Below are 21,259 nucleotides of genomic sequence, written 5' to 3'. Positions count from 1 at the left end.
AATAGCATTCTCCTGTTCAAAGGCTCTTTCTAAAAGGAGTAACGCACAGGATCTTTGGCTTGCTTAAAGCTGAGACATTTCAAGACAGACAAACAGTTTTTCAATGAAAACGAAGACCCATTCAATAACAGAAAGGTGATGCTGTGAGTCTAACTAAGCAACCAAATCTGCTTGAACGAACCGCAGACATCGGTGTTCCTGCCCCAAAACGCTCATTAGGATTGCTTGATGCGATCGCCCTGATTGTAGGTCTAGTGATTGGTGCTGGAATATTTGAAACTCCAGCATTAGTTGCGGCTAATGTTGAAAGCCAAACTGGTATTTTGCAAGTTTGGCTGGTTGGCGGAATCATTTCGTTTATGGGGGCACTGTGCTATGCAGAATTAGCAACAGCATATCCTCACGTTGGCGGTAGCTACAATTACTTGAAACGGGCGTTTGGTCAACCCATCGCCTTCTTGTTTGCCTGGGCACGAATGACTGTCATTCAAACTGGCTCGATCGCTCTCCTGGCTTTTGTGTTTGGAGATTATGCGTCCCAGTTATTTCGCCTAGGAGCTTTTTCGCCTTCGATTTATGCTGCCCTAGCGATCGTGCTACTCACAGCCCTCAACCTTCTAGGACTGAAGCACAGCAAACGGGTGCAAAACTGGCTGGCGATGGCAACGGTGTTAGGGTTATTGCTGGTCATCGTCATTGGCTTAACCTTAGCAACGCCCCCTGCTTCCTCGCCTACTCCTGCTGCGCCTGCTTCTAATTCTTGGGGATTAGCCATGGTGTTTGTGCTGTTGTCTTACGGCGGTTGGAATGAAGCGGCATACATCTCTGCCGAAATTAAGAACTATCAGCGCAATATTGTCCGATCGCTCCTCTGGGGAATTGGCATTATTACCGTGCTTTACCTCTTAATCAACCTGGCATATTTGAAGGGATTAGGAGTAGCAGGCATGGCACAATCCCAAGCCGTTGCGGCAGATTTGATGCGGCAAGCGTTAGGAGAGCCGGGATCTGTGCTGATTAGCCTCTTGGTTGCAGCCTGCACCCTTGATTCGATCAACGCTACTATTTTCACCGGAGCACGCACCAACTATGCGCTGGGGCAAGATGTTTCGCGCTTTCAGTTTTTGGGGCTTTGGCAAGAGCGTCCTAGCACACCAACCACTGCCTACTTGTTGCAAGGAGCGATTGCCCTGGCACTAGTTCTTCTGGGCACCATTACCCGCAATGGGTTTGAAACAATGGTGGAATATACCGCTCCCATCTTTTGGTTTTTCTTTTTGCTCAGCAGCCTCTCACTGTTAGTGCTCCGAGTTCGAGATCCTGATCAACTGCGACCTTTTCGGGTGCCGCTGTATCCGGTTTTACCCATCCTATTCTGTGTTGCCTGTGGTTACTTGCTATATTCCAGTTTGGTCTACACAGGCGTTGGTGCGATCGTCGGGATAGGGGTTGTTGCCTTAGGGATTCCATTCATTCAATGGCATCGTCAAAAGTATCCTTAATTCCGAGAGTGTAATGCTGAGTGAGGAGTGGAAATTAAAAATAGCGAATCAACAAAGACACAAAAGCGAGGAAACGATCATGAAATTGCAATCTATGTTGCGGCTACTTGTTACCGGATTCGGCATTGTGGGTTTAGGTATTGTGGGATGCACCCAAACACCAGTTGCCGAAGTACGTGGACAAACGAGTCCGGCTCAATCGACGGCTGAAACTGCCCAAAATTCAGCCCCTGCCCAAAATCCAGCCCCTGTTGAAAATACAACTCCTCAAACTCAACCGCCTGAACTTGATGTTCCCTACGTCCCCACTCCTCAAGTCGTTGTTGACGAAATGCTGCGAATTGCCAATGTCAATAAGGATGATGTGCTGTATGACCTTGGCAGCGGAGATGGACGGATCGTGATCACGGCTGCCAGAAAGTTTGGTACTCGTGGCGTGGGTGTAGACCTTAATCCACAGCGGGTGCAGGAGGCAACTCAAAATGCTCAAAGGGCTGGGGTGAGCGATCGCGTTCAGTTCCGTCAGCAAGATTTATTTGATACAGACTTTAGCGAAGCCACAGTTGTCACTCTTTATTTGCTACCGCAAGTGAATTTGGATTTAAGACCCAAACTGCTCAATGAATTGCAGCCTGGTACACGCATTGTCTCTCATGCATTCGATATGGGTGACTGGAAACCGGAGCAGGTTGTAGAGGTGGACGGTAAAACTATCTACTATTGGACAGTGCCAGAAAGAGGTGCTGAAAACTCAGTTCAGTAATTGCTTTCTAGATGAATCAAAGCCTAAAATTCTCGTCTAATAGCAGTTTCAGCGATCGCAACTTTTCTGATCCTTGTTCCTTTTGACAACTCAAGTGGTTTAGGATCAAGAACAGTTCGATCGCCAATCATAACCCCACATTCTCTTTTCTAGGGCGATAAGGGTCGGGGATGGGGCAAGCCCTTCTTGCTTTCATCAACGTCTGAGGGGATATTGTGTAAATGATAACCCCTGACGAGCTTCTACAGATTATCGATCGCGCTGCCAAAGAGGGCGTGACTAAACTGAATCTTTCAGATCGAGGTTTGACGACTCTGCCACCAGAGATGGCTCAACTCTCCCACCTGACTGGGCTTGACCTTAGCTACAATCAACTGACCAGTTTACCGGAGGCGATCGCTTACCTCCCCAATCTCACAGTGCTTTCCTTGGGCAGTAATCGCCTGACGAGTTTGTCTAATGCGATCGGACAGTTGACTCATTTAACCACGCTTGATCTCAGCGGTAATCGGCTGACGAGGTTGCCGGATGCGATCGGACTGCTGACCCAGTTGACCACACTTAATCTGGGTGATGTCTTTGGTAGCAATAAGTTGACGAGTTTGCCAGATGCGATCGGACAACTCACTAACCTGACAATCCTGTCCCTTAGCAGCAACCAATTAACGAGTCTGCCGCACACCATCGCCCAACTCACCCATCTGACGAAGCTTAGGCTTAACAGAAATCACTTGACAAGTTTACCCGAGGCGATCGCGCAACTCACTAACCTCACAGTGCTTGACCTGCGCGAAAATTATTTAACCAGTTTGCCGAATGCGATTGCTCATCTCAGAAATCTGACCGAGCTTTATGTTGGCGGTAATCAACTCACAAGCTTACCGGATGCGATCGCTCAACTCACAAATCTGACAGGGCTTTACGTGGGCAACAATCATCTGACGAGTTTGCCCGATGCGATCGCTCAACTCACAAACCTGACAACGCTTCATCTCCGCAGCAATCAGTTGACGAGCTTGCCCGATGCGATCGCGCAACTCACGAACCTGACAACGCTCTACCTGAGTAGAAATAAACTGACAAGCTTGCCCATGGATATCCGCAATCTCACCAAGCTAGAGAAACTTGATCTAACCGCCAATCCAGAGCTATCTATTCCACCCGAAATTTTAGGTAACTGGGGTAACTTCGGCGATCCGACCACCATTCTCAACTACTACTTCCAACTTCGCACCCAACCTAGCCGCCCTCTCAACGAAGCCAAAGTGCTAATTGTAGGTGAAGGTGATGTTGGTAAAACCTCCCTGCTCCGCCAACTTCTAGGTCATAGCTTCGATCCTTACCAGAACAAAACTCCTGGCATTACCATCCAACCCTGGAATGTTGAAGTCAATCAACAAAGCGTACAGCTTAACCTCTGGGACTTTGGCGGACAGGAAATTATGCACGCTACCCACCAGTTTTTTCTAAGCAAACGTAGCCTTTATCTGCTCGTCATCGACTGCCGCCAAAGTGAAGTTCAAAACCAGCTTGAATATTGGCTGCAAATTATTGCCAGCTTTGGCGGCGACTCGCCTATCATTCTCGTCGGCAACCAATGTGATCATCAACCTCTTGACATTGATCAACGCGGCTTAAGCCAAAAATACCCCAACCTTCACGCCATTCTCGAAACCTCTTGCAAAGCCAACCAAGGTATTACTACCCTCAAAGCCACCTTGATCCAAGAGCTTAGCCAACTCCCCCATCTCCACGAACCTTTGCCCCAAACCTGGTTCACCGTTAAAGAAGAACTCGAAAAACGCACTCAAGACTTTCTTTCACGGCACGATTACGAGCAAGTCTGCCTTCAATCTGATGTTCTCGATAGCCAAAGCCAAACTGATCTGCTGCATCTGCTCCATAACCTGGGCATTGCCCTTAATTTTCAAGACGACATTCGCCTCAGCCCAGAATTCGCCGATACCAATGTCCTCAATCCTGAATGGGTAACTAACGGCGTTTACAAAATCCTTAACAATAGTGAACTCTTCACAGTTCATAATGGAATTCTCAACCAGTCTCATTTGCTGAACATTCTTGATTCTCATCGCTATCCTCGTGACAAACATAGTTTTCTCATTGGCATCATGCGCAAGTTTGATCTCTGCTTTGACCTAGATGGTTTCTCTAATGAGAAATTTTTGATTCCTGGTCTCCTTCCCAAAGAAGAACCCTACACCGGAGAATGGGAAGGCTCTCTGACCTTTCAATATCATTACAACGTGTTGCCACCCAGTATTATTTCTCGTTTTATTGTCCGTATGAATAGTAAAATTAGTCAACGTACCTACTGGCGTAGCGGCGTTGTTCTTAAAGAACGAGATAATCCTGCTCTCATTCGTGCCGATCGCGAAGATAAACTCATCTCTATTCGTGTGAAAGGCAATCCTGCGACCCGTCGCAGCTTTTTAAGCATCATTCGTAGCCAGTTTGATGAAATTCATAGAACTATTCCTCGCTTGGGCATCACCGAATACTTGCTCTACCAGGAAGACCCACCCATCTTACTAAACTGTGAAGATTTAATTAGTGCAGAAGAAGCAGGAGAGCAAACCTATTTCATTGGTAAACTAAAACGCAAAGTTAACTTAAGACAATTGTTAGATGGGGTCGAGCCAATCCAAGAGCGAAGAGAACGCCGTGTTTCAGATCCTCATAATTCTCAAAATCTTTGGGATCTGGGCATTCCCGATCGCCGCCTAACTGAACGAGAAGTTTTTATTTCTTACGCTTGGGACAAGGGGGAAAGTGAGGCGATCGCCCACACTCTCGATCAATATTTTCAGTCTCAAGGGATTACGATTATCCGCGATATCCGCGATCTTAAATTCAAGGCTAGTGCTAAAGAATTTATGGAATGGCTAGGACGTGGAAAATGCATTATTACCGTAATTAGTGACGAGTATTTAAAGAAAAGAAACTGCATGTATGAACTGGTCAATATTGCTGAGAACGCACATGATAATGAAGCCTTGCGCGATCGCATCTTTCCTGTTGTGTTACCCAGCGCCAAAATCTATGACGTGATAGATAGCATGGACTATGTGAGCTACTGGGATCAAAAAATTGAAGCCCTAGACACTAAACTAAAACAATTAAAATCCTCAGCTAACCTGCCTAGAGCACAAACAGAACTCAATCTTTACACCAAAATAAGAGCCATCATAGATACACTCACCGCCACCCTCTATGACATGAAAACTATCAACTTAGACATGACACAAGGCGCAACCTTAGAGGACTGTTTGAGGGAATTATTGCAGGCAGTTGAACAAAAAATTAACGCATAGTCTCCCGATCATATAGAGTCTATCCTTAACCCACAGAACGATGCTACCATCACGTTAAAAGCCCACTTTGACGGTTAGCAAATTCTGCGATAATGAGTCTCGATCGCTTCCTCTGTAGTCTGTTCGCCTACTTTCTTCCCCAGGAGAAGGGTTGGGGCTGAGGGTAAATCGTACTTGCATTCAGCAACGTCTTCAAACTTCAAACTTTCCCATAACTGATAATGACATTCCAGCCAAAGTCTACTAACGCCATGACTAAACCCCTCGTTCTTTATTTCGTTCGTTTTTGATAGGTCGCCTCATCACGACACGAGCAATCGCACTTCCTATTTTGCCTTCTCCTGCGGCGGCAATAGTTGAATCTCTGCTCGCAGTGCTGCAACTTCTGCTTGCAAATCGGCGATTCCTGCGGAAAGCTGTGCTAACGTGTTGCCTCCGGCAACTTCTGCCTCCGGATTCTCCGCGTCTCGACCGATAAAAAATGTTGCCAGTGTGGCGGTGACGTAGCCAAACACGGCAGAGGCGTACACTGCCAAGACGAAGCACAGAACTCGACCTTCCGGTGTTCTGGGAAAGTAGTCCGAACCCATTGTCGTGATCAACATTGCCGTCCACCAGAGGGCAGTGCCATAGTCAGGGATGCCGGAGTCAGGCGCGTCTTGCTCGAAGGCGTACATGCCTGCTGCTCCAGTTAGAATGGCGATCGCGGTCAGTGCCACAACATAACCAAAACCCCGTCGATTCATGCTGGCAGCCAGGACACGCATGCCCCGATTTGTCCGGGTCATCACTCCAAGCAACCGCAGTCCCCTGACCGCACGGACTGTTTGCAATGCTCGAAGCACCCGAATGATTCGGAGAGTTCTCAGCGCAGGCAACATCAGGGACAATACAGTTAACCACTTTTGTCTCAGGTAGCTGAGTTTGCGAGGAGCCAGGAGAAACTTTAGCCCAAAATCAAGGATAAAAATGATCCAGATCGTGACGCTCAACGCGTTTAGTAGGGGAGTTAGTCCCCAGATTAGTTCAATGATAAACAGTGCCAGCCAGATAAAGCTGAAGATCAGCATGGGAATGTCAAGCCAGTCCTCAAGCTGTTGCAAAACTTCATTGCGCTGCTGCTCAAGGACATATTTTTGAGGCAATTCTGGATTACTCATCGATCGCGCCACCTATCTGTTCTACCTAACTCTGTCGGATAGCAGAAGAATTCACTCTCTCGCTTAAGGCATATTTATCCAAAGCAATTTAGGGTTACATTCTCGTGTTAATCCCTTCATTGTGCAACATTAGAAAATTTACCAGCTTTTCCCTAATATGCTAATTCTGCTGCTCTATACAACTGTCAACCAAACTTTCCACTTTGGTCTGCACACTTAGATCGGCGGCACGTTTTGATACCGTCGATGCAGTTCAGATGGCACAAGACGAACTAAGGCTTTCTATCGGTAAGTTAAATTCTCGCTCAACACGGGTAACAAGTCGAGGGTGATAGTGTTATTCCCTGCCTATTTCACCAGTTCTTGTTCCAGGACTTGAACAGACCCAATTACGATCTGAATCGGTATCCATCCGAGCAAGCAAATCAGTCCTGCCCAACGAGTGCGAATGTCTAATCCCTGACGAACCGACACAATTACTGCCAGCAGGCTCCAAACCGACAAAATTAGTCCAATGGGTTGTCCTAGTAGGGGAATGAGCGTCAAAAAGTTTAGGACTTGTGGCGCGTAGGCAAACCCGATTGGACTAAGCAAATCTCTATACGTTGGGTCAATTGGCTTCAACCACTGGCCAACCTTAAACACGACAAATGTCCAGAAGTAATAGCCTACGATCACAATTAATCCATTGAACAACAGGGCTGGAAGCAGTATGGAAACCGTTGCCCGGTTAATCAACAAAATGACCGAACTTCCTATCATGTAAGACAAAGCTGCCAAGAACACGATGATTCGAGCAATGCGACGATTCTTAGAAGTATTGCGAACGTCTTCGTAGAAGTTGGCGTTCAATGCTAAAGCATTCCGTAGGGTTGTCCAAAATGTGGTATGAGACGAATGATGGTTCACAGAAATTGATATGGCTAATGAGAGATGCTTGCTAAAATCATGTTGGTTAGAGTATAGGGTACTGGGTTTTGGATTCTTCTTCAAAACAGGTTTATGGGACAAGTGCTTCCTGACCTATCATGCTTCAGGTGACTAAACGAATGTGGACAGGGTTGCGCGGTGGAACTTTCCGGCTATTGCTGCTGGCAGGGTTTATTCTGCTGGTTTGGGGGACGTTAGCACCAGTTGGTACGATTGTTTGGTGGCTAAGGCAGAGTACTGAAAGTCTGGGCTTGAAGAAAGATCAATTAGAGAAACTTTCAGCGATCGATCGGGCAACTTCAACCACTCCATCCTCAACAATTAACTGCTACATTGTCTTCCTACCCGGTGTTGGAGACTTCTCCGCTAACCAGTTGACCCCAGGAGAAGAGCGGTTTTTGAATCGCCTGGTTGAGTGGCATCCAAACTGCGTTGCGGTTCGCGATGTGTTTCCCTACTCTGCTGCTAATCAAGATTTGAATGGAGAACGATTGCTGGCTCCGCTTTGGGAAGCAGCTAAACAGGCAGATGGTTGGCTGGAAAATGCGGATATTCTCATCAAGATTCGCAATCTCTGGCGGTTTGCTATCTCTGCCGACGATCGCTATGGGGCGATTTACAACCGGGGGATTGCTGATGCCATTATTGACCGTATGAATGCGGCTCATTCCATTCCAAGCTCCCACCAACAGCCGCTGAATGTCATCCTGATTGGTACAAGCGGTGGCGTGCAAGTCGCCTTGGGGGCAGTTTCTTACCTAGATCAGTGGCTGAATGCACGCTTAACGGTCGTTTCGATGGGAGGAACGTTTAATGGTGAGAATGGTTTTGATACGGTAGATCAGGTATATCACTTGCATGGCGAGCGAGATTGGGTTGAGGACATCACCCAGATTGTGTTCGCTTCGCGCTGGCATTGGGTGGTGGGTTCTCCCTTCAATCAAGCCCGTCGGCAAGGGCGATATACCACTATGAGCAGTGGTTCTCATACCCATGATGGCGAGGAAGGATATTTTGGGTTGGCGATCGCTAACCCCGCCAACACTCAATATGTCGAGCTTAGCCTTCAAAAAGTTAATCGATTGCCAATCTGGTCAATTCCGTCTTCACCAGTGAATTAATAACAGTGGCAAGGACAAATTGCATCAACCTCAATTTTGAAAGTACGCAACAGTCAGATTTACTTGATGAAATGAATTTGTGGCATTGCTGAATGCAAGTATGAAATCCTGTTCCCCTGCCCTCTTAGGGAAGGGGCTAGGGGTTAGGTCGAGTCGACAACGCAGCTAGGTAGACCTCTCCCTAAATCCCTCTCCTAAAGGAAAGGGACTTTGAATAGGTTCATACTATTGTTCAGCAACGCCGAATTTGTCCCCATGTCGTTTAACTTGACACTGTACATCAACCTTTAAACGATCACGTTAGCGTCTGCGTGTACCGATAATACTGCTGATTAACGCCAATTTTTAATATCAATAATATCGGTGTTGGCTCTAAAACTCCAACCCGACATCACCCATTAATACGGCATGAGTATACCGCGCAGTTCTCCAGCCCGGTTCATCGTCGTGTGCAAATCTACATACAGCTTGCCCTCAGAAAGCGCTTGAACCTGCTCCGCTGTCAGCGCGTATTCTCCCATGGCGCTGCCCTTTCGTCCTGTTTCATCTGTTGTTACATTGAGCGCGTACTGAAAGGGTCCATTCTCAGTGGGTTCGCCTTGATGGATATGAAAGGCAGAGGTAATGTTGGGATTAGGTGGAGTAATGGGGTCAGTGCCATAGTCTCGCATAGCGCTCGATAAGCTGCTAAAGTTGCCGCGCACAACAAAGCGATCGCCCACTAAAACTCCGCCAACTGCTCCCTGGGCATTGGTCATCGGCGAAGTCGGCACGACATTTTGCTTACTTAATACCGCCACATACGACTTCATCTTACTCTCAGTCATTCCTTGTGCCACGAGTGTAGATTTAGCTGACTCTAGACTAATATCCAGCATTTTTCCTACAGACATGGAATCAGTCACCGTTTGGCTCTGCTGCGTTGGCACCTTAGATGTAAACTGACTCAACGCAGGCGTAGATAGAGTGGCTAATAACAGACACGTCAAAGCTCCCATCAGGAAACGACGCATGAGTTTGTTTGCGCTCCGCATCTTCTCGTTATGCATAATTACGTCCTTGATTGTGATTTATTTTGACTCGTCACTCAGCAGTCTGGTGAAGTCTGCTCATCAGAAGTACTCTGTTCGTAATGATTTGGATGCATTCCAATGAATTGCCCTTGTAATTGCCCTTGATGTTCTCTCTCTAAACCGTGAAGTCTTGAGTAGTTCGACTAGGCGGTTAGGTTGAAGGGCATACTCTAGAGACATGCCCCTAAGTTTTAGCCCTAGAGAATGAGCAAGAAAGACCTCAGCGAATCTGATATCTGCGATCGCTACGTTACGCCTGCAATCTATGATGCAGGTTGGAAAAAGAGCCAGGTGCGTCGGGAGTACTATTTCACCGATGGTCAAATGCTGGTTCGAGGTCAGTTAACGGGTCGAGGAAAAAAGAAGTTTGCAGATTATTTGCTGTTCTATCAGCCCAATCAACCGATCGCGGTCATTGAAGCAAAAGACAATTGCCACAGCGTTGGGGCAGGAATTCAACAGGCTTTAGGCTATGCGGCGGCTTTGCAAGTGCCGTTTGTCTTTTCTTCTAATGGAGATGCGTTTGTGTTCCATGACCGAAGCGGCACCTACAGCCCAGTGGAACAGCAGATTAGTTTGGATGCGTTTCCATCGCCGGATGAACTGTGGGAACGGTATAAGCAGTGGCAAGATCTACAAAATGCTAATGAGGATTTGTTGACTTCTTCTTATTTTATTGAGATTGGTGGGAAGGAACCTCGTTATTATCAGCAGCTTGCAGTAAATCGTACCGTTGAGGCGATCGCCCGTGGACAGAAGCGTTGTTTGTTGGTGATGGCGACGGGAGCGGGTAAAACTTTTACAGTGTTCAATATTATCTGGCGGTTGTGGAAGACAAAGGTGGCAAAACGGGTCTTGTTTCTTGCCGATCGCAATTCCTTGGTAGATCAAACGATCATTAATGATTTTCGTCCGTTTGGCGAGGTCATGAGCAAGCTCGATCGCAAACTTGTTGATGAAATGGGACGGATCAATACTTCCTACGAAATCTATCTGGGGCTGTATCAGGCAATCATTGGCAATGACGAGCGAGATAATCTTTACGAAAAGTTCGATCGCGATTTCTTTGATTTGGTCGTGATTGATGAGTGTCACCGGGGCAGTGCGGCAGATGATTCTAATTGGCGGCAGGTGCTGGATTACTTTTCAACGGCGGTGCAGGTCGGTCTGACGGCTACGCCCAAAGAAACGAAATACGTCTCGAATATTGATTACTTTGGTAAGCCAATTTTTCAGTACTCGCTTAAACAAGGAATTGAGGATGGTTTTCTGGCTCCGTTCCGACGAATTCAGGTCGGTTTAGATAAAGATCTAGAGGGCTGGACTCCAGAGGCAGGGGAATCTGATGATCGGGGGCAACGGATTGAGGAACGCGACTACAACCTGCGAGACTACGATCGCAACATTGTGTTCGACCAACGGACTCAGCAGGTGGCGGAGTATGTCAGCCAATTTCTTCATGACGGCGATCCGATGCGGAAAACTATTATTTTCTGCGAGAACATTGACCATGCGGAACGGATGCGGGAAGCTTTGACTCAGGTGGATCTGAATCGAGAGTTAGTGCTAAAAGATCATCGCTATGTAATGCGAATTACCGGAGATGAGAAGGAGGGTAAGGCACAGCTTGATAATTTCATTAATCCTAAAGAAACCTATCCGGTGATTGCGACGACTTCTAAGCTAATGACGACGGGAGTAGATGCTCAGACTTGTCAGGTCATTGTGTTGGATCAGCGCATTCAGTCGATGACGGAGTTTAAGCAAATTATTGGGCGGGGAACTCGGTTGCGCCCCGATTATGGCAAAAACTTTTTTACAATTATTGATTTTCGGGGGGCGACTCTGCTTTTTGATGACCCAGATTGGGATGGAACGCCGCTTCAGGATGAGGATTTTGGCAAAGAGAAGAAGCCTGCTGATCCGGGACGCGAGGGAACTGAAGGCGGAGATGAGGGTGAACCCGGACGTGAGAATGGCACAGGAGTAAGTTTTAAATATCAGGTGAGCCGTCAAGAGTTTGTGGTGGCAAAGGAGCGGGTGAGCTATTACGACAAGGATGGCAAGCTGACGACGGAATCCTTAAAAGACTACACTCGCCGCACGGTCAATGAGGCGTATCAGTCTCTCGATCGCTTCTTACATCAGTGGCAGATTGCCGATCGCAAGCAAGCAATTTTGGATGAGTTGAGAGAGCAGGGCGTAATTTTAGAAGCGCTGGAGGACATGGTGGGCAAGGATTATGACCTTTTTGATTTGATTTGCCATGTGGCGTTCGATCGCCCGCCGCTGACGCGCAGAGAACGGGTTAAACAAGTGCAGAAGCGAGATGTGTTTGCTAAGTATGGTGAAATGGCGCGGGCGGTTTTGGTGGCGCTGCTAGAGAAATATGCCGATCAAGGAGTAGTGGCGATCGAGAATGTCAGGGTATTGCAGCTTGATCCGTTTACAACGCTGGGAACTCCGGTGGAACTGGTCGGAAGTTTTGGAGGTAAGAAGCAGTATCAGGCAGCAATTCGAGAGCTAGAGCAACTGCTTTACGAAGATCCGGGTGCTTGATGCTGGGTCATGATTAAGGTACAACTGTTTCTTAGAGGATGTCTGAGAAGTATCAAAGATTCTTACACTCGCCCCCCAACCCCCCATTCTGGGGCACTTCCGAACCAATGCTCCTTCAAAGTCCCCCAGAATGGGGGATTTAGGGAGCGGATCGGATAGCAATCTAGACTTCTCAGACATCCTCTTGGTCTTACTAAAGAGAACATTTGTATGTCACTGAGCGCCACTATCAAATCTATTCAAGACATCATGCGGAAGGATGTGGGGGTGGATGGCGATGCCCAGCGGATTGGACAGTTGGGCTGGATGCTGTTTTATAAGATTTTTAGCGACCAGGATGCGCAGTTGGAACTGGATGTAGATGAGTATGAGTCGCCAATTCCAGTTGGGTTGCGGTGGAATGATTGGGCAGATAGCACTAAGTTAGGAAAGGATACGCCCACTGGAACGGATCTGCTAGAAGTGATTGATGGGCGATTGTTTCCTCAGCTTAAGGCACTAGATGGGAAGGATTTGGAGGGTGTGGCACAGCAGCGATCGCTCCTGCTGCGCAGTGTGTTTGAGGATGCCTACAACTACATGAAGTCGGGGACGTTGCTGCGTCAGGTGGTAGACAAGATTAATGCAAGCATTGATTTTAACCAGTCGAAAACGCTGCATTTGTTTGGCGATCTGTATGAGCAGATTCTGAAGGATCTCCAAAGTGCAGGCAATGCGGGAGAGTTTTATACGCCCAGGGCGCTGACTCAGTTTGCGATCGATCGGGTGAACCCACAGTTGGGCGAGAAAGTGCTTGATCCGGCGTGTGGAACGGGCGGCTTTTTGACCTATGCCTACGAGCATTTGAAGCAGCAAATCAAATCACCGAAAGATTTGGAGCAGGTGAAGCGGAGCGTTTTGGGGGTGGAGAAAAAGCAGCTACCGCATCTGCTTTGTGTGACCAATATGATGGTGCATGGCATTGAAGTGCCAACGAATGTGCGCCATGATAATACGCTGCGGAAGCCGCTGCGAGACTATGGGCGCGAGGATCAGGTGGATATTGTGGTGACGAATCCGCCGTTTGGGGGCATGGAGGAGGATGGCATTGAGCGGGGTTTTCCGACGGAGTTTCAGACGCGGGAGACGGCGGATTTGTTTTTGGTGCTGGTGATGGAGTTGCTGAAGCCGGGAGGTCGGGCGGCGATCGTGCTGCCAGATGGGACGTTGTTTGGCGAAGGGATTAAGACGCGGATTAAGGAGAAGCTGCTGCGGGACTGTAATTTGCATACGATCGTGCGGCTGCCGAATGGGGTGTTTAGTCCGTACACTATCATTCGGACTAATATTTTGTTTTTTACGAAGGGCACGCCAACGGCTGAGGTTTGGTATTACGAGCATCCTTACCCGCCGGGGGCGAAGTCTTATAACAAGACGAAGCCGATGCGAATTGAGGAGTTTGAGGTGGAGAAAGCCTGGTGGGATCACCGGGAGGAAACTGAGTTTGCTTGGAAAGTGTCGGTTGAAGCGATCGCTGCTAATGGCTACAACCTGGATATTAAAAACCCGAATACGCCGGAGAATGTTCATGAAGACCCGATTGCTCTGTTGAAGCAATATCAGGCGGCGGCGGCGGCGGCAGACGAGGCGCGAATGGCTTTGAAGACTGCCTTACAATTGTGTTTAGAGCAATCTACTACACCGAGAAAGTGATATGAACGCTTTACTCCAGCAGGTTTTGAATAACATCGATCAATTAACGCCTGAAGAACAATGGCAGGTGATGAGTCATGTGATGGATCAGCTTAAGCCTGAAGCAACCCAGCCAGAAAACCATTCGGCACCTCAGACTTTGACTGAAGCAAGAGAGCGAGCGAGGAAGGTATTAATATCTACTCGTGGAAGCTGGGGCAGTCGAACACCGGATGAAATAGATGCTGAACTCGATCGCCAGCGTCGAGAAGATTGGGGTGAATAGGAGTGCCATGCAGTATCTTTTCGATAGCAATATTTTGATTTATCAATTAAATGGGTCTTTAAATGAGAGAGGGAATACGTTTTTGGAAGATGGTCTGGTGGGAGAGGGTGCATATTCTATTGTTTCCAAGATTGAGCTTTTAGGCTTTCAACAGCCCAAATTGGCTGAAGCTCAAGCAAGAGAGTTACTTGCTAGTTTGATAGAGATATCGCTTAGTTTAGAGGTTGCGGAACAGGCGATTAAAATTAGAAAAGCACATAAAATTAAGCTTCCTGATGCAATAGTTGCTGCAACAGCACTTGTCGATGGGTTGAGATTGGTGACGAGAAACATCCGTGACTTTACACAAATTGATGGATTGCTTATGGTGAATCCTTATGAAGTACCTTGATGACTAAAAATTGGTAAACAGGGCAAATAAATCTGAAAGATTTCCTAGAAAACTTCAACCCGATCGCCCTACTTCAGCAATATCAGGAGGCGGCAGCGGCGGCAGACGAGGCGCGAATGGCTTTGAAGACTGCCTTGCAAATCTGCTTAGAAAAAACATAGGATTGATAATAACGATATTTTGATTTAGGGGCTCTCCATGATTGATGCAATCCGACAACAGGTAATTGTTAAACCCGGTGGTGTAATTGAGTGACAGTCTGTTGAACTGCCAGTAGGAGCTAGGGTAGAGGTAATTGTTTTAGTAGAATCTTCTTCCAAGAGCAAGCGACATTTGCAAAATATGATAGGTACGGCTAAGCAAAGTTTTGCCAATGTTAATGAAGTAGATGCATTTATTTGACAGGAACGGGACAATTGGGAATCTTGAAGGTTTTACAAGGTCAAATAAATAAAGTTAAGTAAGTGGGATTCTTTATGAAAGCAGTTGAATTTCAGGCAACGATTAAAGATGGGAAAATTGAGAGGATGTCTGAAAAGTCTAGATTACTATCCGATCCGCCCCCTAAATCCCCCATTCTGGGGGACTTTGAAGAAGGGCTGGTTCGGAAGTCCCCCAGAATGGGGGATTTAGGGGGCAAGTGTAAGAATCTTTGATACTGCTCAGACATCCTCTGAGATCCCTGAGCAGTATAGACAGGATTTTGAACAGCGCAGGAATGTGAAAGTGATTTTGATTAAGCAAGTCGAGGATGCGCAAGCCAGTAACTTTTTACTACATCTACTTAAGAATCCGATTCATATTGAAGAATTTACTCCGCTAAGAAGAGATGATTCTATGAGCGGTAACTCAGTCCTGGCATCTGTGTTTGAAGCATTCAGCGGGAGCTAAACAATGAGGGAAGGTCTTTTACAACGCATTACGCTCAACTCAGAAATTTGTCACGGTAAGCCTTGTGTCCGAAATCTTAGGTATCCGGTTGAGTTTTTGCTGGAATTGCTGAGTTCGGGTATGACTACTGAGGAAATTTTGGCAGACTATGAAGATTTGGAAGCAGATGATATTTTAGCTTCGCTGCTATACGCAGCACGGTTAAGCCAGGTAAAGAGTATTTATAAGATTGCTTCATGAAATTTTTAGTAGATGCCCAGTTACCGTTACGGCTGGCATGGTGTTTGCAGAAAGCGGGGCAGGATGTTGTGCATACAAGGGAATTACCTGATCAGAATTCAACACCTGATGCTGTGATTAACCAGCTTTCAATGGCTGAGGAGCGGATTGTGATTACAAAGGATGCAGATTTTCTGGAATCATTTTTGATTCGGCAACAACCGTATAAGCTGCTGTTGGTAACAAAGGGCAATATCAGGAACTTTGAATTGGAGACATTATTTCTAAACAATCTGATGCAAATTATTGAGCTATTTGAGCAACACAGCTATCTCGAACTAAGCCGCGATACTCTGATTGTTCATCAATAAATCCTAGTCATAAAATTATTTGATGAATCTCAAAACCTTCCTCGAAAACTTCAACCCGATCGCCCAATCGCCTAACGGTATTGCAAAATTGCGATCGCCTTATTCTTCACTCATGAAAAAAAAGGAGATGATTATTATGACAATGCGAGACACTATTATTACAAAATTACATAACCTTCCAGAATCGACTTTACAGCAGGTTAGTGACTTTATTGATTTAATTTCACAAGGATCTAAAGATCAGAACGGTGATGTTAACTATGAGAAAAGAGTTGCTGAGGTTGAGAAGATTTTGAAAGAGACAAAAGGAAGTTGGGGAAATTTGAGCCTGGATGAAATCGATGCTCGGCTTACAGAACAACGCAAGTTTGATTGGGGTGAATAATTTAATTAAGTAATTTTATTATTGGAGGCAATTATGAAACTACAAGTTGTTCTAGAACCAAGTGATGAGGGGGGATACACAATCTATGTGCCCTCGTTACCGGGTTGCATTAGTGAAGGTGAAAGCATAGATGGGGCATTGGCAAATATTCAAGAGGCGATCGCGCTTTATTTAGAGCCTATTGAAGAAAACTTTTCAGAAGGAATAATTGTTAGGGAACTGGTGGTATGAGTAAAGTTCCGAGTCTCTCTTATCGTGAAATTCTTGCAGCATTTACGAGAGATGGATGGGAGGTTGTACGGCAGCGAGGTAGCCACATTCGCCTGGAGAAAAGAATATCCGATGAAACATTGAAGATTACTGTTCCTGCTCATCGACCTGTCAAAAGATCGACACTATCTCAAATTTTGAAACAAGCTCGAATCAGTGTAGATGATTTTCTAAAGCTGCTGTAGCAGAACCTTAATAGATTAATGACTTAATGAATCTCAAAACCTTCCTCGAAAACTTCAACACGATCGCCCAATCGCCCAACGGTATTGCAAAATTGCGATCGCTCATCCTCGATTTGGCAGTCCGAGGAAAATTAGTTCCCCAAAATCCCGAAGATGAACCTGCTGAACTATTAAGAAATCAAATAGTGATTGAGAAGCAAAAGCTTGAGAAATCTAAAAAGCTTGCAAAGCAACGTCCTCTCACTCCAGTTCAAGAAGATGAGCAGCCTTATTCTTTACCTGATAATTGGTGTTGGTGTCGGTGGAATGATATAGCTTTGCACATAGGTGATATTGATCATAAGATGCCTACAGAAGTTTCTGAAGGAATACCCTATGTCTCACCTAGAGACTTTAAAAAGGATAATGTCATTGACTTTGAAAGAGCTAAGAAGATTGCCGTTGAGGATTTTGAGCGATTAAGAAAAAAAGTACAGCCTACTAAGTGGGATATTATTTTTCCGAGATATGGAACCATTGGAGAGAATAGGCTAGTTGAGGTTGATATTGATTTTTTAGCTTCTTACTCTTGCGCTACCATCAAGAATTTTCATGGTTATGTAGAACCAAAATACTCTTATTATTACTCTCTATCCAAACTGGTTAAGTCCGAGATTGACAGATATATTAACAAAACAACCCAACCTAACGTAGGACTTCAATCGATTCAAAACTTTATTTATCCTCTTCCACCTTTAGCTGAACAGAAACGAATTGTTGCAAAAGTAGATGAATTGATGGCGCTATGCGATCGCCTTCACCTCGCCAATCAAACGCAAGAAAACCTACGGCAAAAGCTGAGGAAAAGCGCGATCGCTGCTCTCATGAGTGCCGAAACAGATGAGAAATTGGAGCAAGGATGGGCGATCGTTCGTGATAACTGGTGTGAGCTTAGCCAAGATCCTAAAGATGTGGATGATTTGAGGCGATCGGTTTTGCAGTTGGCGGTGAGAGGTAAACTCCTTCCTCAAGATTTCACTGATGAATCTGTTCTTGATTTACTAGTAAGAGTTACAGACGAGAAGAAAACTTTAATCGAAGCAAAGAAAATTCGAGATGCTTTAACACTTCCTATTGAAGATGGCGATTTGCCCTATGAAATTCCAAACACTTGGGCTTGGAAAAGATTTGGTAATCTAATTCTGGACATTGAAGCAGGAGCAAGTCCTCAATGTGAGAAACGTCCTAAAAATAAATCTGAATGGGGAGTGATAAAAATCAGTGCTGTGTCCTGGAATAGATTTAACCCCAGTGAAAATAAAGCTTTACCTGCCAGTATAGAGCCAAGAAAAGAGTCTGAAATTAAGGCTAATGATTTTATTATGTCACGAGCTAACACAAGCGAGCTTGTAGGGAAAAGTGTAGTTGTCGAACATACACCACCTCAACTTTTGCTAAATGATAAAACTCTTAGAGTTCTGTTTCCTGATTGCTTGGAAAAGAGATTTTTTAATCTTTGCAACAACAGTGATTTAGCACGTCAATACTATGGGGGAGAAGGCACGGGGACTAGTGATTCGATGAAAAATATTACTAGAGAGCAGATTCGTAATTTGCCGATTCCCCTCCCACCTCTTGCTGAACAAAAGCGCATTGTAACTAAAGTAGATGAACTGATGCAGATGTGCGATCGCCTTGAGGAAAGTTTGCGTCAGAGTCAGCAACGAGCAGAAACCTTTGTAAAGTCAGCGATCGCGCATCTCAAAATTTAATTCCGTAGTCATTGGCTACAATCAAAAGTAATCCAACCCTGACTTTCTGTATGCAAGACCTTAGGGAGTTGCGATTAAATAACGCCCCGAACCGCCCCCTAAATCCCCCATTCTGGGGGACTTCCGAACCTGTCAAAGTCCCCCAGAATGGGGGATTTAGGGGGCTAAAAAGCCAATGCATCTCACTAGTGTTTTATTTTCACGCAACTCCCTTAGGGGAGCGAGCTATCTGAGATTAAAGCCAGTGAGACAAAGGTCGTCGTTGGCGCATATCAAGACTGTCTGCAAGGCTAGGTTCGTCCCAATCGAGCGGATGATTTTGTTGGGTAGGCACAACTGTAACTGAAGTCGCGAATGGCGTACTAGATGATTCGTTGGGCTGCGATCGCTCGGCAGCAACAGGGGCATCTTGGCGATCTGCTTCGGCTGATTTTAGAGGCGTAAAGCTTCTAGCCTTAAAAGGTTTACGTTGAACGGGTTGATAGCCAGCCGAACGAAAGCTTTGGGAAAGCATGAGGCAACCTAAAGTGCAGCTTAAAGCGATCGCCCCAAACGACAACCACGGCAATACCTGTTTGGGTTGTTCTACTGTGGCAGGCTGCGTGAGTAGAGAGGTCGAAGGCTCCGTTGCAGAAATCTGGGTTGTTTGGGTTGTTTGGCTATGATTTACGTTCATGAGTGCAGCCGTAGAAAGCCCTGCCAAGAACAATAAAGTCATCCATAAACCAACAACAGAGGCAACAGGGTAGCGGCGCACCAACCCCAGGAAAAGCTTTTTTCTATGAACGTTCTTAGACTGTTTCATATCAAACCCTGGGCACTGGGAGAGAGCAATTTACCGTTCTCTCCAATTTTAGCAGGGATGAAAAGACGATCGCCTCTCAACTTATGGGAGGCGATCGTCTTTAGGTCTATATACCTTTAAAATCAAGGGCAGTGGTTTAAGCAAACGCCAAATAGCCAATCAGCGCCATATTGACAAGCGGCACGAGGAACCGTAGAAGCAACCAAGGAGACTTACCTAACCGCTTTGTCACAGACACCCAGAGAATAATCGACACCACTAGGTTAACCAAAGAGAACCAAGCACAAAATCATCCACCAGGCAGGCTTCCCCGCCGCCAGACAAAGAGTTTTATCAAGTCTTGCCTCGTTCGATCGCCAATTGCACCAGCCGATCGACCAAATCTGAAAAAGGAATTCCACTCGCTGCCCACAGTTGGGGATACATGCTAGTAGCTGTAAAACCAGGCATTGTATTGACTTCGTTAATCAGCACCGCTCCCGTCGCTTCTACGTAAAAGAAATCTACGCGGCTGATGCCTGCGCCATCTAGGGCAGTGAAGGCTTGAATTGCCATTTCTTGAATTTGAGTGGCGATCGCGGCAGGAAGAGGAGCCGGAATAAACCAGTCGGCTTTGCCCGGAGTGTATTTGGTTTCATAGTCGTAAAAGTCGCTCTTAAAGGTAATTTCACCCACCACAGAGGCTTGCGGCTGATCGTTGCCCAAAACCGCACATTCAATCTCGCGGGCAATCACCCCGGCTTCGACAATCAGGCGGCGATCGAGCGTGGCAGCATGATTTAACGCAGCTTCCAGTTCAGGACGGGTGCGAACCTTAGCAATCCCCACAGAAGAACCCAGGTTGGCAGGTTTAACAAAACACGGGTAGCCTAACTCGGCTTCGATGCGATCGCAGATTTTGGCAGATTCCCCTGCATCTCCAACCTGCCGACGAGTCACAGGTAAATACTTAACCTGGGGCAGCCCAGCTTGAGCAAAAATATCTTTCATCGCCAGTTTATCCATGCCCACCGACGATGCTAAAACACCCGAACCAACACAGGGCACCTGCATCAACTTCAGCAAGCCTTGAACCGTACCGTCTTCACCGTTGGGGCCATGAAGAATAGGGAACCAAACATCGATTTCAGCAACTTCGGGCGGAAATGTCCAGCGCTGTTGACGGAAAGAGGGCGGTTGAGAAGAGTCAAAGATTGGCTGAAACGCCTGACCAGAGGCAAGAACTTGTTCTGCAACTTTGCTGCCTTGCCAAACGCCGTCTTTTTGAATGTAGAAAAGAGCCAGGTCGTATCGGGCAGTGTTGAGCGGCGTGGTGAGGGCTTGGGCGATCGCCTTGGCTGATTTAATGGAGACTTCGTGTTCTCCTGAGCAGCCTCCAAACAGTAACCCCACCTTCTGCTTTGCCATAGCCTTTCCTGATGCCCTGCTTTTTCTACAACAATCACTTTTTTCGACAACAATCACCCCTGGCATTTTTTGTCGAGTGACAACGATTTCCAGCGCGATCGCCAGTAGCGTACCACACCCTTGTCACAGGAATTTTCCGAAGTTCCATTAAGTTCCGCTTATGAACAAGTTGAGCTTGTAAATAAAT

19 protein-coding genes are annotated in these 21,259 nt (G+C 46.4%); 14 read left to right on the top strand and 5 right to left on the bottom strand.

All coding sequences use genetic code 11. The annotated features are described in order from the left end of the window. Positions 1-143 precede the first annotated feature (143 nt). The 3 genes from KME11_00590 to KME11_00580 all read left to right on the top strand — a co-directional run bounded on the left by KME11_00590 (position 144) and on the right by KME11_00580 (position 5,597). Complete coding sequence (locus tag KME11_00590; protein ID MBW4513704.1) at positions 144-1,502, top strand: amino acid permease; 1,359 nt, start codon at positions 144-146, stop codon at positions 1,500-1,502. Positions 1,503-1,581: 79 nt separating this feature from the next. Further along, complete coding sequence (locus KME11_00585; protein ID MBW4513703.1) at positions 1,582-2,265, top strand: class I SAM-dependent methyltransferase; 684 nt, start codon at positions 1,582-1,584, stop codon at positions 2,263-2,265. Positions 2,266-2,486: 221 nt separating this feature from the next. After that, on the top strand, positions 2,487-5,597 hold the full coding sequence (locus KME11_00580; GenBank protein MBW4513702.1) for a leucine-rich repeat domain-containing protein: 3,111 nt from the start codon (positions 2,487-2,489) through the stop codon (positions 5,595-5,597). Positions 5,598-5,923: 326 nt separating this feature from the next. On the opposite strand, the gene KME11_00575 is transcribed toward KME11_00580, so the two are convergent. Together KME11_00575 and KME11_00570 are read right to left on the bottom strand one after the other, a co-directional pair. Continuing rightward, complete coding sequence (locus KME11_00575) at positions 5,924-6,757, bottom strand: ion transporter (protein MBW4513701.1); 834 nt, start codon at positions 6,755-6,757, stop codon at positions 5,924-5,926. 348 nt (positions 6,758-7,105) lie between these two features. Further along, positions 7,106-7,666 carry a YIP1 family protein gene (locus KME11_00570; GenBank protein MBW4513700.1) on the bottom strand — a complete coding sequence of 187 codons (561 nt, stop codon included), beginning with the start codon at positions 7,664-7,666 and terminating at the stop codon, positions 7,106-7,108. Between the two features lie 119 nt (positions 7,667-7,785). Between KME11_00570 and KME11_00565 the strand changes: the two genes are divergently transcribed. Then, a complete protein-coding gene (locus tag KME11_00565) occupies positions 7,786-8,808 on the top strand; it encodes a hypothetical protein (protein MBW4513699.1) in 1,023 nt (340 codons plus the stop codon). 398 nt (positions 8,809-9,206) lie between these two features. Here the strand turns inward: KME11_00565 and KME11_00560 are convergent, their stop codons facing one another. Then, positions 9,207-9,842 (bottom strand): CHRD domain-containing protein, encoded by a 636-nt coding sequence (locus KME11_00560; GenBank protein MBW4513698.1) that lies wholly within the window; start codon positions 9,840-9,842, stop codon positions 9,207-9,209. A 243-nt stretch (positions 9,843-10,085) separates the two neighbouring features. Here KME11_00560 and KME11_00555 point away from each other — a divergent pair, with 243 nt between their 5' ends. From KME11_00555 to KME11_00510, 10 genes are all read left to right on the top strand, one after another. Continuing rightward, positions 10,086-12,440: a DEAD/DEAH box helicase family protein gene (locus KME11_00555; protein MBW4513697.1), complete on the top strand. Its 2,355-nt coding sequence runs from the start codon at positions 10,086-10,088 to the stop codon at positions 12,438-12,440. Positions 12,441-12,650: 210 nt separating this feature from the next. Continuing rightward, on the top strand, positions 12,651-14,132 hold the full coding sequence (locus tag KME11_00550) for a type I restriction-modification system subunit M (protein MBW4513696.1): 1,482 nt from the start codon (positions 12,651-12,653) through the stop codon (positions 14,130-14,132). A 1-nt stretch (position 14,133) separates the two neighbouring features. Then, positions 14,134-14,397 carry a hypothetical protein gene (locus KME11_00545; protein ID MBW4513695.1) on the top strand — a complete coding sequence of 88 codons (264 nt, stop codon included), beginning with the start codon at positions 14,134-14,136 and terminating at the stop codon, positions 14,395-14,397. Between the two features lie 7 nt (positions 14,398-14,404). After that, positions 14,405-14,788 carry a type II toxin-antitoxin system VapC family toxin gene (locus KME11_00540; GenBank protein ID MBW4513694.1) on the top strand — a complete coding sequence of 128 codons (384 nt, stop codon included), beginning with the start codon at positions 14,405-14,407 and terminating at the stop codon, positions 14,786-14,788. An 894-nt stretch (positions 14,789-15,682) separates the two neighbouring features. Continuing rightward, a complete protein-coding gene (locus tag KME11_00535; GenBank protein MBW4513693.1) occupies positions 15,683-15,919 on the top strand; it encodes a DUF433 domain-containing protein in 237 nt (78 codons plus the stop codon). After that, on the top strand, positions 15,916-16,269 hold the full coding sequence (locus KME11_00530) for a DUF5615 family PIN-like protein (GenBank protein MBW4513692.1): 354 nt from the start codon (positions 15,916-15,918) through the stop codon (positions 16,267-16,269). The genes KME11_00535 and KME11_00530 overlap by 4 nt, the downstream gene beginning before the upstream one ends. A gap of 22 nt (positions 16,270-16,291) precedes the next feature. Beyond that, positions 16,292-16,654 carry a hypothetical protein gene (locus tag KME11_00525; protein MBW4513691.1) on the top strand — a complete coding sequence of 121 codons (363 nt, stop codon included), beginning with the start codon at positions 16,292-16,294 and terminating at the stop codon, positions 16,652-16,654. A gap of 33 nt (positions 16,655-16,687) precedes the next feature. Continuing rightward, positions 16,688-16,885, top strand: a complete 198-nt coding sequence (locus KME11_00520; protein ID MBW4513690.1) for a type II toxin-antitoxin system HicB family antitoxin — start codon at positions 16,688-16,690, stop codon at positions 16,883-16,885. After that, on the top strand, positions 16,882-17,109 hold the full coding sequence (locus KME11_00515; protein ID MBW4513689.1) for a type II toxin-antitoxin system HicA family toxin: 228 nt from the start codon (positions 16,882-16,884) through the stop codon (positions 17,107-17,109). The genes KME11_00520 and KME11_00515 overlap by 4 nt, the downstream gene beginning before the upstream one ends. 113 nt (positions 17,110-17,222) lie before the next feature. After that, positions 17,223-18,860, top strand: a complete 1,638-nt coding sequence (locus KME11_00510; protein MBW4513688.1) for a restriction endonuclease subunit S — start codon at positions 17,223-17,225, stop codon at positions 18,858-18,860. A 235-nt stretch (positions 18,861-19,095) separates the two neighbouring features. On the opposite strand, the gene KME11_00505 is transcribed toward KME11_00510, so the two are convergent. Together KME11_00505 and KME11_00500 are read right to left on the bottom strand one after the other, a co-directional pair. Beyond that, complete coding sequence (locus tag KME11_00505) at positions 19,096-19,665, bottom strand: hypothetical protein (protein MBW4513687.1); 570 nt, start codon at positions 19,663-19,665, stop codon at positions 19,096-19,098. Between the two features lie 333 nt (positions 19,666-19,998). Further along, positions 19,999-21,072 (bottom strand): D-alanine--D-alanine ligase, encoded by a 1,074-nt coding sequence (locus KME11_00500; GenBank protein ID MBW4513686.1) that lies wholly within the window; start codon positions 21,070-21,072, stop codon positions 19,999-20,001. Positions 21,073-21,259: the final 187 nt, after the last annotated feature.

This window comes from Timaviella obliquedivisa GSE-PSE-MK23-08B, assembly GCA_019358855.1.
GTDB classification, from domain to species: domain Bacteria; phylum Cyanobacteriota; class Cyanobacteriia; order Elainellales; family Elainellaceae; genus Timaviella; species Timaviella obliquedivisa.
Note: the sequence above shows the minus strand (reverse complement) of the source record. Positions and strands in the feature narration are given on the sequence as shown.